The following is a 12678-nucleotide window of genomic DNA, read 5'->3' as shown; positions in this document are numbered from 1 at the left end:
GCGGGGGGCGGCCACGCAGAAGGGCGCACGACATGCCGATCCACGGATCCCTCTTCACCGACTTCAAGGAAGAGCAGACCTCCGACCAGTTCTCGCTGCAGAACAAGAAGTTGCTCAAGGTCCAGATGGGGCACGGCCCGGTCATGGCGCGGACGGGCTCGATGGTCGCTTACCAGGGCGATGTCCGCTTCGAGAACCAAGGCTCCGGCGGGGTCGGCAAGTTCCTCAAGCAGGCCACGACCGGCGAGGGCGTCAAGATGATGACCTGCTCCGGCCAGGGCGAGCTCTTCGTCGCCGACGACGCCCAGGAGATCCAGATCATGTACCTGGAGAACGACATGATCTCGGTCAACGGCAACAACATCCTGGCCTTTTCCGCCTCCATCGACTGGGACATCCACCGCATCCAGGCGCGCGGCGCGGCGATGACCGGCGGCCTCTACAACGTTGTCCTGCGGGGCAGCGGCTACGTCGCCATCACGACGAAGGGAGAGCCCGTCGCCCTCGACGTGGCGAGCGCACCGACCTTCGGTGACGCGCAGGCCGTCGTCATGTGGACCGGTGGGGTGCGGATGGACATCAAGGTCGACACCGGCGGCCTGAAGTCGCTCGTGCGCGGTGGCACCGGCGAGACCTTCCAGATGGCCTTCGGCGGCCAGGGATACGTGCTGGTCCAGCCGGCCGAGTCGGTGGTCGACGGCGGTCACCAGGCCCAGGGCCGCAGCGGCGGCGGCATCGCAGATCTCCTGGGTGGCTGACCGTCGGCGGCGGTGGCCGGGAGCTGAGGGCGCCGAGGGCGTGATCGACAGCCGACCTGTGTCGTGACTCCAACCATTTGTTACTTGCGGGTACGACGTGCAGCTGCCGCGGTTGGGCGCGGTCGACCCTTGAATTTCCGGGGAACCACCCACGCGGCTCCCCGCAACTGCACGTCGTACCCGCGCGTAGCAAGTCGGCAGCGCGAGGCAGGGAGCACCGAGGGCGCCGGACGGGGCCACGGTGGAGGGCGGGCGTGGCATGGGCGACAATCAACACATGACTGACCTGCCCACCGCTGGCGACTCCGGCTGGAGCGACCCCGACACCCTCGGCGCGATCCCGCCCGTCATCGCGATGACCTACTGCGCCCGCTGCGGCACCTCCGCCAGCAAGGGCAACCACGTCCTGTGCCGGCAGCAGCTCGCCACCGAGCCGCCCATCCACTGCACGACCTGCCGCCGCACGCTCGCGGTGGACCGGTCCGGGTCCGACTGGACCGCGACCTGCAAGAAGCACGGCCAGACGACCGGGACCCTCACGAGCGCCTGACGCCGACGCTCGCGGTCACCGACCGATCAGCAAGCGGTGCCCTCGCCGAGGAGCTCGGTGAGGGCCTGACGCACGGCGGCGACCGACTCCGCGCCGATCCGCTCGGCCCAGTCGTGCTCGACCTGCGTGAAGAGGCGGCCGACGACGACCTGGGCGCACTCCCCCTTCGTCGTGAGGCTGACGATGCGGGCGCGCTGGTCGTCCTCGTCCCGCCCGACGGCGACGAAGCCATTGCGCTCCAGGTGCGCGATCTGCTGGCTCACGGCCTGCTTGGTCACGCCGCAGCGATCGACGATGTCGCGCGCCCGGCGTGGCCCCTCGGACAGGTGGCGCAGCACATTGGTGGAGTGCGCGAGGGAGAGCCCGTCGATCTCGGAGGCACGCAGCCGGGCCTCGAAGTCGGCGACGAAGCTCGCCTGGGCCCGCGCAAGCAGGTTGACCAGCGGCGGCTGCCCGTCGGCGCCGGTGCAGGCGTCGCCACCAGTGAAGGCGTCGACGCTCGGCGGCATGGGCGTGGTCATGCCCCTCATCGTAAGGCATTGGTCAAGGACTTGACTTTGACAATTCATGGCGCGCACCATGGTCAAGCACTTGACCAATACCTCGTCTGGAGTCCCCTCATGAACGTCCTCGTCCTCCTCGGCAGCCTGCGTGCAGGCTCCACCAACCGCGCGCTCGCCGACGCGGCCGTCGCCCACCTGCCCGAGGGTTGCACCGCGAGCGTCTTCGACCGCGGCGCGGAGCTGCCCCACTACTCCGAGGACCTCGACCTCGAGGGCCAGCTGCCCGAGGTCGCCGCCGAGCTGCGCGCCGCCGTCGCCGCTGCCGACGGGCTGATCGTCGTCACCCCCGAGTACAACGGCACGCTCTCCAGCGTCGTCAAGAACACCATCGACTGGGCCTCCCGCCCCTACGGCGTCGCATCGATCACGGGCACCCCGGCCGTCGTCATGGCCGCCTCCGGCTCCCCGCGCGCCGCCGAGTGGGCCCGCCAGGACGCCGTGCGCACCCTCAAGATCGCCGGCGCCGACGTCGTCGAGGACACCTTCGGCCTGGGCTCCTCCTTCGAGGCCTTCGCCGAGGGCCGGCTCGTCGACGAGGAGGCCGACGCCTCCCTTCGCGCACTCGTCGGCCGTCTGGCGCCGGTCCACGCCTGAGCCACACGCAACAGCCCGAAGGGGGCCGGCCACCGCGAGAGCGGACGGCCGGCCCCCTTCGTCGTACCGCTCGTCTGCATTGCCATAGGGCAATGCAGGTCCCTATGTTTTGCACTGAACGCGAGATAGTGCAAAACTGCACTTCGTGATCAATAGTGCAACCACCAGTGCCGCCGCGCCTCGGGCCGGCGGAAGCCGCCGCGACGCGATCGTCGCGGCCGCGCAGCGCCTGTCGATCAGCTGCGGGTACTCCGGGTTCACCGTCGAGGACCTCGCCTCGGCCGTCGGCGTCTCGCGTCGCACTCTCTTCAACCACGTGACCTCCAAGGAAGAAGCCGTCCTCGGCGTCCTGCCGGTCCTCACCGACGAGCAGGCCGAGACCCTGCGCAGCGGCGGGCCGACGGGAGACCCCTTCGAGGACCTGCTCATCACGACCCTGCAGTGCCTGCGCGCCGAGGAGGACAACCTCGACGACTGGCAGCAGCTGCACCACGTCATCGAGCGCAACCCCGAGCTCTTCATCCGGGTCAAGACCCACGTCGAGGAGCTCGCCGAGGAGATCGTCACCCACCTGTCGACCCGCGACGGCGTGGACCCGACCCGGGCCCGGATGGCGCTCACCCTCGTCGGTGGCATCGTCCAGCGCTCCGTCGAGGAGTGCATCACCGACCCCACCAGGGGCCCTCTCCAGCAACGCATCCAGGCCAACCTCACGCTCGCCCGGGAGATCCTCACCGCCCGGGGGTGACCCCCTTCGCCGCACAGCGCTCGCCCCAACAGCGCTTCGCCTCAAGCACCACCGGTCCCGACGACGCGGCCGACCACCACGACGCCTCGAAAGGCACCTGACATGGCTCACGCCCTCTACCGGCTCGGCCGGCTCGCGCACCGGCGCTGGCCCGCCTTCCTCGTCGGTTGGTTGATCGTCCTCATCGGGGTCGGTGCCGCCGCCGGCACCCTCTCCAAGCCGCTCAGCGACAAGTTCTCCATCCCCGGCATCGAGTCCGAGCAGGCCCAGAACCTGCAGCAGGAACTCTTCCCCGGCACCCAGGACGCCTTCGACCAGGCCACCGCCACGGTCGTCGTCCAGGCACCGAAGGGCGAAGTGCTCGCTGACCCGGACAACACCGCAGCCGTCAACGATCTGCTGACGAACCTGCGCAAGGTCCCGCAGGTCGGCGACCCCGAGCAGTTCGTCAACCCCGTCGACGCCGCGAAGGGGGTGGAGAAGACCTATCTCGACAACGCCACGAAGAACGACCAGCCCGCCGCCGTCGCCAAGGCCAACGCGGCCGCGGTCTCCCCGCTCACCGCAGACGGACGCACCGGGTTGATCCAGTGGACCTTCGACGTCCCCACCATCACCGATGTCGAGCAGCCCACCCGTGACGCCGTCGTCAAGGCCGTCGACGACGCCCGCGACTCCGGCCTGACCGTCGAGGTCTCCGGCAGCGGCATGCAGGGCATGCCCGAGATGGGGATGACGAGCGAGCTCATCGGTGTCGCCATCGCGCTGCTCGTCCTCGTCCTGACCTTCGGCTCGCTCGTCGCGGCCGGCCTGCCGATCCTCACCGCGCTCGTCGGTGTGGGCATCGGCATCACGGGCATCACCGCCTCGACGGCCTTCTTCGACCTCGGCACGACGACCCCGATCCTCGCCTCGATGCTCGGTCTGGCCGTCGGGATCGACTACGCCCTCTTCATCCTCTCCCGCTACCGCACCGAGCTGCGGCACACCTCCGACCGAGGCCACGCGATCGGTCTGGCCGTGGGCCGCGCCGGGTCCGCCGTCGTCTTCGCCGGGCTGACCGTGATCATCGCGCTCGTCGCGCTGTCCGTCGTCAAGATCCCCTTCCTCACCGCGATGGGCCTGGCTGCCGCCGGCACCGTCCTGGTCGCCGTCCTCGTCGCCCTCACCCTGCTCCCGGCCATCCTCGGAGCGCTCGGCAAGCGGGCCTTCGCGGGGCAGATCCGGGGGGACCGCTCCGTCGACGAGGGACAGCGCATCGACAACGGCGGCACCCGCTGGGCCCGCATGGTCGGCTCCCACCCGGTGATCGCGGCGCTCATCGCGGTCATCGCCCTGGGCGCCCTGGCCATCCCGGCCAAGGACCTCCACCTCGCCCTGCCCAGCGACTCCACCGCCTCGGCGGACACCTCGCAGCGCAAGGCCGCCGACCTCATCTCCGACGGCTTCGGCCCCGGTCAGGAGGCCCGGATGATCGTCGTCGTCGACGGTCGCGAGATCACGGACCCGCGCCAGGCCCCGGCTGCCTACGGCGAGGTCACCACCTGGCTCGGCGGACTCGACGGTGTCGCCAACGCCCAGGTCGTCGGGATGAACAAGGACGGCACCGGCGCCCAGCTGATGGTCACCCCGACCACCGGCGCGAGCGACGCGGCCACCGAGGACCTGCTCCACACCATCCGCGACGGGATCCCCGCGCAGGAGGAGGCGTCGAGCACGACCATCGGCGTCACCGGCCTCACCGCGATCCAGACCGACGTGTCGCAGAAGTTGCAGGACGCGCTGCTCCCCTACCTCGCGGTGGTCGTCGGCCTGGCCTTCATCCTGCTCATGCTCGTCTTCCGCTCGGTCCTCGTGCCGCTCACCGCGACGCTGGGCTTCGTGCTGTCGACGCTGGCCACCATCGGCGCCACGGTCGCGATCTTCCAACAGGGCGCCTTCGGGCTGGTCGACGGGGCACCACTCGTCAGCTTCCTGCCGATCCTCATGATCGGGATCGTCTTCGGCCTCGCGATGGACTACCAGGTCTTCCTCGTGACCCGGATGCGTGAGGCCTACATCCACGGGGACAGCGCTCGCGAGGCCATCGTCGACGGGTTCCGCCACGGCGCCCGCGTGGTCACCGCTGCCGCGGCCATCATGATCTCGGTCTTCGCCGCCTTCATGCTGCAGCCGGACAACCTCATCAAGTCGATGGGCTTCGCGCTGGCCGCGGCCGTCCTGCTGGACGCCTTCGTCGTGCGGATGCTGCTCATCCCCGCCCTGATGTACCTGCTCGGCGACACGGCCTGGTCGATGCCCCGCTGGCTCGACAAGCTCCTGCCCAATGTCGACGTCGAGGGCGAGGCACTCACCAGGCACACCTCCGCCACCGACGCGGAGGAGCTGGTCCCGGCGGGCTGACACCACGAGAGCGAAGGGGGTCCGGCCAGCTGGTCGGACCCCCTTCGTCATCTCGAGAACCGCACGACCTCAAGGAGATGCGGCCATCGGCGTGCACCGCAGCGGCGGGTCTGCTCACCTCCCGGTGAACGACATAGGATCGCGACACCGGGCACGACCGGTCCGGACCGACTCGCGCAAGGGGTGACGAGGGTGGATCGCACGAGAGTGGCCATCATGGGTGCGGGCAGCGTCGGTTGCCACCTCGGCGGCTGGTTGGCCGCTGCTGCTGACGTGACGCTCGTCGGTCGCCCCTCACTGATCGACGCCGTGCAGCGTGACGGGCTCACCGTCACCGATCTGCGCGGCCGCACCCGGACCGTGCGCCCCGAGGGGCTGACGCTGGCGACGGACGCCAGCGCGGTGGAGGGCGCCCACTACGTGCTGCTGACGACCAAGACCCTCGCCACCGCTCAGGCCGTACGCCAGATCGCGCCCTACCTGCAGCACGACTCGATCGTCATCTCCTTCCAAAATGGTCTGCGCAATGCCTCGCAGATCGACGACGCGCTCGCCTCGGCCTTCCCCAGCCGGGCCTCGCGACCGCTCGTGCTGTCCGGGATGGTCCCCTTCAACGTCGTGCGCTCCGACGACAGCCACTGGACCCAGGCCACCGTGGGCCGGCTCAAGGTCAAGGACCACCCACGGGTCGACCCCTTCGTCCGCGCGGCCCTTGGTGGTGGGCTGCACATCGACGTCGAGCCCGACATGCGCTCGGTCCTCTTCGGCAAGCTCCTGCTCAACCTCAACAACGCGATCAACGCCCTGACGGGGCTGCCGCTGGCGGTCGAGCTGCGCGACCGGGACTGCCGGGTGGTCCTGGCGGCCTGCCAGGAGGAGGCGCTCGCCCTGGCGCGACGGCTCTCGATCACTCCCGCCCGGCTCACGCCGCTACCCCCGGCCGCGATGCCGGCCCTGCTGCGCTCCCCCACCCCGGTCTTCACCAACCTCTCGCGCTCCGCGCTCAAGGTGTCGCCGACCGCGCGCTCGTCGATGGCCGACGACCTCGACGCCGGGAGAGCGACCGAGATCGACGAGCTGCAGGGTGCGGTCGTCCACTTCGCGAGGGACCACGGTGTCCCGACACCCGTCTGCGCGCGCATCGTCGAGCTCGTGCGCGAGGCCGAGGCGGCTGGAGCCGACCGGCAGCGCTGGAGCGGCGCGCAGCTGCGACGGGCGGTGGGCCTGTGAGCACCCTCGAGGAGCTCTCGCTCCCCCGCGCGGTGCTCGTCGCCGACACGGACGGCGCCGATGCAGGACTCGCGGCGGTCGCCCTCACCGCGGTGCTCGCCGCCACCGGCACGGCCGTCGGCTCCCTCCGGCTCTCGGCAGGGAGCGCTCCCGTCGTCCGTCAGGCCGTCACAGCGGTGGGCGGCGACCACGACGTGCTCATCATCGACGCCGCCGCCGGCCTGCTCGTCCCGCTCGACGAGCGAGGTGGGACGCTCGCCGACGTGGGCACCGCCCTTCGCTACAAGGGGATCTCCACCGGCGCGGTCCTCGTGACGACCGGTGGGCTCGCCGCGCCCAATGTCCTCGCGCTCAGCGCAGAGGCCCTGACCCGACGCGAGCTGCCCGTCATCGGCGTCGTCGTCGTGCGCGCCGCGCACGCAGACGGCGAGGTGACGAGCCCGGCCCGGTTGGTTGCTGCCGCAGGGGCGCCGCTGCTCGCCGTGCTGCCCGGCGACCTCGCGAGCGACGACCCGTCGTCACTCGGCTCACAGGCTGCTCCCGCCTTCTCCTCGGACTCGTGGGCGACGATGACGCCATGACATATCGGATCACGGTGGTCTGCACCGGCAACATCTGCCGCTCTCCCATGACCGAGTGGGTGCTGCGTGAGCGCTTCGAGGCCGCGGGGCTCGGCGACCGGGTGGTCATCGACTCCGCCGGCACCACGGCCTGGGAAGAAGGCAACCCTGCCGACGACCGGACCATCGCCGCGATGCAGCGCCACGGGCACACCGGGGACTACTCCGGTCACCGGGCGAGAGTCTTCGACAGGCGGTGGTTCGAGGACCGCGACCTGATCCTCGTCGCCGATCACGGGCACCACACGGTGCTGCGCCGCCTCGCGGCCACCGACGAGGCCAAGGACCGGGTCACGATGATCCGCTCCTTCGACCCGGCCGGGCTCAAGGGAAGCGACCTCGCCATCGACGACCCCTGGTACGGCGACGACACGTCATTCGACCAGACCTACGCCGAGATCACGGCCGCCGCAGACGGGGTCGTGGAGCACGTTCGACGCCAGCTGGAGGAGTAGCCCACCGCGTCCGCCCCGGACATGACGACGGGCGACCCGCTCTCCCCTGAGAGCCGGCCGCCCGTCGGGCATATGGGTGCTACGTCAGGCGCCGTTGGTCGTGGTGAGACCGGCCTCCTGCGAGCAGACGGGCCAGGCGCCCGGGCCCTGGCCCTCGAGGACCTTCTGCGCGATCTCGACCTGCTGGGCCGTGGTCGCCTGGTCAGCCGTCGGGGCGTACTGGTCGCCGCCGTAGGCGAGCCATGTGTCGTAGCTGAACTGCAGGCCGCCGTAGTAGCCGTTGCCCGTGTTGATGTCCCAGTCACCGCCGGACTCGCACTCGGCGACGGAGTCCCAGACGGACGGGTAGCTACCGGCGGTCGTGCTGTCGGCCGTGTCCGTGGTCGTGGTGTCCGTCGTCGTCTCGGTGGAGGTGTCGGCCGTGGTGGCGTCGGTGGTCGTCGTCTCCGTGGCCGGGGCCTCCTCCGGCGCGCTCTGGGCCGGGGCCGCGTCACGCTTCAGCGAGCTGTTGTCCGAGGCCTGCTCGAGGGCGCGCTCGGAGGCGTGATCCGCGCCCTGACCGCGGTCGGTGGGCAGGCCGGTGAGGCCCTTGGCCTCGCCGGAGGGCTGGGCCTGCTCACTGGCGTGCTCGGCGGCGGGGCCCGCTCCGGGGGCCGCCATCGCGGTCGTGGTGCCGGCGAGACTCAGCAGCCCAGCGACGGCAAGCGTCTGGGCGGCGCGGCGGGTGGTGCTCTGACGGGTGGTGGATGTCATGGGGACTCCTCCTCGTCGATAGGTACGCGGCCGGGGCCGCGAGCGGTTCGAGACCGCATCGGTCTCCCCGGCGATCCTGCTGCCGGGGATGCTCCACGGTAAGCACAGGTACACCCAAGATCTCAAATCGATAACGGCGCGAAGGGGGAGGTCCGCCGCCTCGGGCGGGGACCGTGGGCCGCCTCGGGCGGGGGCCGTGGGCCACCTCGGACACGGGAGCCGCCTCCCTTCGCCTGATGGGAGGATGTGCCCATGCAGAGCCTCGCTGACGCCACGCCCCAGATCGCCCTCGGCGCGCTCGACGGTCGCTACCGTCCTGCCGTCTCCCCGCTCATCGACCACCTGAGCGAGCCCGCGCTCAACCGCATGCGCGTGCATGTCGAGGTCGAGTGGCTGATCCACCTGACGACCCAGCAGGTCGTGCCGGGCGTGCGCTCGCTCACCGAGAGCGAGCAGGCGGCGCTGCGCCAGGCCGTCGAGGACTTCGGCCCCGAGGACATCGCCGAGCTGGCGGCGACCGAGAAGGTCACCCAGCACGACGTCAAGGCGGTCGAGTACTACCTGAAGGAGCGGCTGCGCAAGATCGCGCCGGCTCCCGAGGACGCCGGCCTGTCGGAGCTGATCCACTTCTGCTGCACCAGCGAGGACATCAACAACCTCTCCTACGCCCTGATGGTCCAGGGCGCCGTCGAGCAGGTCTGGCTCCCCCGCGCCGACGCCCTCGCCGAGGCCGTCGCGACGATGGCCGACGAGCTGCGCGAGGTGCCGCTGCTCGCCCACACCCACGGTCAGCCGGCGACGCCGACGACCATGGGCAAGGAGCTCGCGGTCCTGGCCCACCGCCTGATGCGCCAGCTGCGCCGCATCCAGACCGACGAGTACCTGGGCAAGCTCAACGGCGCGACCGGCACCTTTGGTGCGCACCTCGCTGCCGTGCCCGAGGCCGACTGGGTCGAGATCTCGCGCAGCTTCGTCGAGGGCCTCGGTCTGACGTGGAACCCCCTGACCACCCAGATCGAGTCGCACGACTGGCAGGCCGAGATCTACGCCGACATCGCGCGCTACAACCGCGTGCTGCACAACCTGTGCACCGACCTGTGGTCCTACATCTCGATGGGGTACTTCGCGCAGGTCCGCGGTCAGGGCACCGTCGGGTCGAGCACGATGCCGCACAAGGTCAACCCGATCCGTTTTGAGAACGCCGAGGCCAACCTCGAGGTCAGCAATGCCCTCCTCGACGTCCTCGCCTCGACGCTCGTCACCTCCCGCCTGCAGCGCGACCTCACCGACAGCTCGATGCAGCGCAACATCGGCACGGCGCTGGGCCACTCGCTCCTCGCCATCGACAACGCGGGCCGCGGGCTCGCCGGCCTCGACGCGGTCCCCGCGGTCATGGCCGCCGACCTCGACCGCAACTGGGAGGTGCTCGGCGAGCCGATCCAGTCGGTCATGCGCGCGCTCGGCGCTCGCGGTGTCGAGGGCATGGACGAGCCCTACGAGCGCCTCAAGGAGCTCACCCGCGGTCGTCGCATCGGTCAGCCGGAGCTCGTCGAGTTCGTCAAGGGCCTGGGCCTGCCGGCGGATGTCGAGGAGCGCGTCGCCGCGATGACCCCCGCCACCTACATCGGCGTCGCGCCGCAGCTGGTCGACCTGCTCGACTGAGCCGCCGCGCCCGCGCAGCAGCCGGGGGGCCCCGCACCCGGGTGGAGGTATACCCGCGGACGATTCATCGGCGAGTTGGCATCCACCCGAGCGGCCCACCTCGCCGGTGGACTCAGACACGCGGGCGATTCACCCGCGCGTTTACCTCCACTCAGCTGGCGGGGGCGAAGGGTGGACCCTCAGTCCTCGCGCCCCGTCACCCCAGCGTCGGCAACCTCGTCGTCCGGCGCCATCCGGCCGGCCTGCGGCCACCAGATGCGGTTGCCCAGGTCCGCGGCGATCGCCGGCACGAGGATCGAGCGAGTCACGATCGTGTCGAGCAGGACGCCGAAGGCGACGATGAATGCGATCTGCGCGAGGAAGAGCAGCGGGATCACCCACAGCGCGGAAAAGGTCGCGGCGAGCACGACCCCGGCACTGGTGATGACGCCACCCGTGACGGCCACCGCGCGCCGGATACCGCGCCGTGTCCCGACCTGCAGGGACTCCTCGCGGGCCCGCGTCATGAGGAAGATCGAGTAGTCGACCGCGAGCGCGACGAGGAAGACGAAGCCGAGCACGGGCGTCGACGGGTCGGCTCCCGGCTGGTCGAGGACCTTGGTGAAGAGCACCGCTGAGACGCCGAGCGTCGCGGCGAAGGTCAGCACGTTGACCGCCACGAGCAGCACTGCGGCAGTGACGGATCGCAGCAGGGCCATGAGGATCAGCGTGACGACGAGCAGGATCGCGGGCACGACGACTCGGTAGTCACGGGTGCTCGCGTCGTCGGTGTCGACGGTCGTCGCCGTCGATCCGCCGACGAGGATCCCCGCGTCGACCTCCTGCAGCTGGGTGCGCAGGTCGCGCACGACATCGCGGGCCTCCTCGGACTCCGAGCCCACGGTGAGCGTCGCCGACAGGAGCGTCGTGCCGGCCCCGGTCGTCGACTCCTTGGCCTCGATCCGCTCGGTGACGTCCGCGTTGTCGGTGAGCACTCCCGTGGCCTCCTCCACGACGTCATTGGGCACGATCACCCGCACCGGCTGCTGGTCACCACCGTCGAAGTGCCGGTCGAGGACCTCTTGGCCGTCGACCGACTCGACCTGGGTGGTGAAGAACTGCGCCTGGGTGATCCCCGAGGTGGGGAAGGTCAGCGCTGCCGCAGCGGCCACGAGCAGCACCGCGGTGGTGACGACCCAGGTCAGGCGCGGTCGTCGCGTGACGCGGCGAGCGACGGAGGACCAGAAGCGGTGCTGCGGTTGCGTCCCGCGCTTGGGCACCGACGGCCAGAAGGCGGCCCGACCGAGCAGGGCGAGCGCGGCCGGGAGGAGGGTCAGCGAGGCGACCATGGCACCGAGGATGCCCAGGGCCCCCACGGGGCCGAGCCCGGAGATGTTGCCGAGGTCCGACAGCAGCAGGCAGAGCAGCCCGGCGATGACCGTCCCGCCGCTGGCGAGGACCGGACCGAGCGTCTGACGCCACGCGATCGCGAGCGCCGGCATCGGGTCGCGTGAGTGCAGCTCTTCGCGATAGCGAGCGACGAGCAGCAGTGAGTAGTCGGTCGCGGCACCGACGACGAGGATGAAGAGGATCCCTTGGCTCTGCCCCGACAGCTGGATCCAGTTGGCGCTGGCCATCGGATAGATGAGGACCGCGGCGAGAGACAGTCCGAAGATGCTCGTGAGCAGCACGACGAAGGGGAGCACCGGGCTGCGGTAGACGACGAGCAGGATGATCAGGACGACGGCCAGCGTCACGAGCAGCAGCAGGCCGTCGATACCGGCGAAGGCTTCACCGAGGTCCGCGGCGAACCCTGCCGGGCCGGTCACCATGACGCTCGCCCCCGAGACCTCCGGACCGAGGTCGGCGCGCAGGTCCTCGACGAGCAGGTTGGAGATGCTCGTCTCGTCGACGGTCTGCTCGACGGCCTTGGCGTCGAGGCTGACGACGGCGATCGCCGCCTGACCATCCTGCGACGGGATGACCGGGATGCGTTGCGCGGTCAGGTAGTCGGCCACGGTGCCGGGCACTCCCTCGGCCGACTGACTGGGGAGCTGCTTGGCCCACGACTGCAGCTCTCCGAGCGCCGCCGGCGACAGCTCCCCGTCGCTCTCCACGGTGAGGATCAGCGGCAGGGTCGCGTCGGCGTCGAAGCCCGGGAGCTGCTCGGCCACGCGAGTGGACTCCGCCGACTGCGGGAGGAAGGACGCCTGGTCGTTGTTCTGCACGCTGGACAGCTGCCCGACGAGCGGGCCGCCGATCCCGGCGAGGGCAAACCAGAGGAGGACGACGATGCCGGCGATGACCCGTACACGGGAGCCGGAGCGTGCGGGAGAGACCATGACCAAACCTTATACGAAGGT

12 protein-coding genes are annotated in these 12678 nt (G+C 70.6%); 9 read left to right on the top strand and 3 right to left on the bottom strand.

Features of this window, described 5'->3' with window-relative positions:
* The first annotated feature begins 32 nt into the window (after positions 1–32).
* Positions 33–758 (top strand): AIM24 family protein, encoded by a 726-nt coding sequence (locus ASG73_RS03785; protein ID WP_055990914.1) that lies wholly within the window; start codon positions 33–35, stop codon positions 756–758.
* Between the two features lie 277 nt (positions 759–1035).
* Positions 1036–1308 carry a biotin synthase auxiliary protein BsaP gene (gene bsaP, locus ASG73_RS03780; protein ID WP_055990911.1) on the top strand — a complete coding sequence of 91 codons (273 nt, stop codon included), beginning with the start codon at positions 1036–1038 and terminating at the stop codon, positions 1306–1308.
* Between the two features lie 26 nt (positions 1309–1334).
* Here the strand turns inward: bsaP and ASG73_RS03775 are convergent, their stop codons facing one another.
* On the bottom strand, positions 1335–1829 hold the full coding sequence (locus ASG73_RS03775; RefSeq protein ID WP_055990908.1) for a MarR family winged helix-turn-helix transcriptional regulator: 495 nt from the start codon (positions 1827–1829) through the stop codon (positions 1335–1337).
* Positions 1830–1928: 99 nt separating this feature from the next.
* Between ASG73_RS03775 and ASG73_RS03770 the strand changes: the two genes are divergently transcribed.
* The 6 genes from ASG73_RS03770 to ASG73_RS03745 all read left to right on the top strand — a co-directional run bounded on the left by ASG73_RS03770 (position 1929) and on the right by ASG73_RS03745 (position 7921).
* Positions 1929–2465: an NADPH-dependent FMN reductase gene (locus tag ASG73_RS03770; RefSeq protein WP_055990905.1), complete on the top strand. Its 537-nt coding sequence runs from the start codon at positions 1929–1931 to the stop codon at positions 2463–2465.
* Between the two features lie 145 nt (positions 2466–2610).
* Positions 2611–3213 (top strand): TetR/AcrR family transcriptional regulator, encoded by a 603-nt coding sequence (locus tag ASG73_RS03765; protein WP_055990902.1) that lies wholly within the window; start codon positions 2611–2613, stop codon positions 3211–3213.
* A 102-nt stretch (positions 3214–3315) separates the two neighbouring features.
* The gene (locus ASG73_RS03760; RefSeq protein ID WP_055990898.1) at positions 3316–5616 is read left to right on the top strand and encodes an MMPL family transporter; all 2301 of its coding nucleotides are present in this window, start codon (positions 3316–3318) and stop codon (positions 5614–5616) included.
* Positions 5617–5808: 192 nt separating this feature from the next.
* On the top strand, positions 5809–6846 hold the full coding sequence (locus ASG73_RS03755; RefSeq protein WP_156466111.1) for a 2-dehydropantoate 2-reductase: 1038 nt from the start codon (positions 5809–5811) through the stop codon (positions 6844–6846).
* Positions 6843–7427, top strand: coding sequence for an AAA family ATPase (locus ASG73_RS03750; protein WP_055990895.1), 585 nt, complete (start codon positions 6843–6845; stop codon positions 7425–7427). Before ASG73_RS03755 ends, ASG73_RS03750 begins: the two co-directional genes overlap by 4 nt.
* Positions 7424–7921 (top strand): low molecular weight protein-tyrosine-phosphatase, encoded by a 498-nt coding sequence (locus ASG73_RS03745; protein WP_055990892.1) that lies wholly within the window; start codon positions 7424–7426, stop codon positions 7919–7921. Before ASG73_RS03750 ends, ASG73_RS03745 begins: the two co-directional genes overlap by 4 nt.
* Positions 7922–8005: 84 nt before the next feature.
* Here ASG73_RS03745 and ASG73_RS18525 read toward each other — a convergent pair whose 3' ends face one another.
* On the bottom strand, positions 8006–8674 hold the full coding sequence (locus ASG73_RS18525; protein ID WP_327077475.1) for a transglycosylase family protein: 669 nt from the start codon (positions 8672–8674) through the stop codon (positions 8006–8008).
* A gap of 252 nt (positions 8675–8926) precedes the next feature.
* Between ASG73_RS18525 and purB the strand changes: the two genes are divergently transcribed.
* Positions 8927–10336: an adenylosuccinate lyase gene (gene purB / locus ASG73_RS03735; protein ID WP_055990889.1), complete on the top strand. Its 1410-nt coding sequence runs from the start codon at positions 8927–8929 to the stop codon at positions 10334–10336.
* A 179-nt stretch (positions 10337–10515) separates the two neighbouring features.
* Here purB and ASG73_RS03730 read toward each other — a convergent pair whose 3' ends face one another.
* On the bottom strand, positions 10516–12657 hold the full coding sequence (locus ASG73_RS03730) for an MMPL family transporter (protein ID WP_055990886.1): 2142 nt from the start codon (positions 12655–12657) through the stop codon (positions 10516–10518).
* Positions 12658–12678 lie beyond the last annotated feature (21 nt).

This window comes from Janibacter sp. Soil728 (assembly GCF_001428305.1).
Taxonomy (GTDB): domain Bacteria; phylum Actinomycetota; class Actinomycetes; order Actinomycetales; family Dermatophilaceae; genus Janibacter.
The sequence above is the reverse complement of the archived record's forward strand: the minus strand, read 5'-3'. Positions and strand labels throughout refer to the sequence as shown.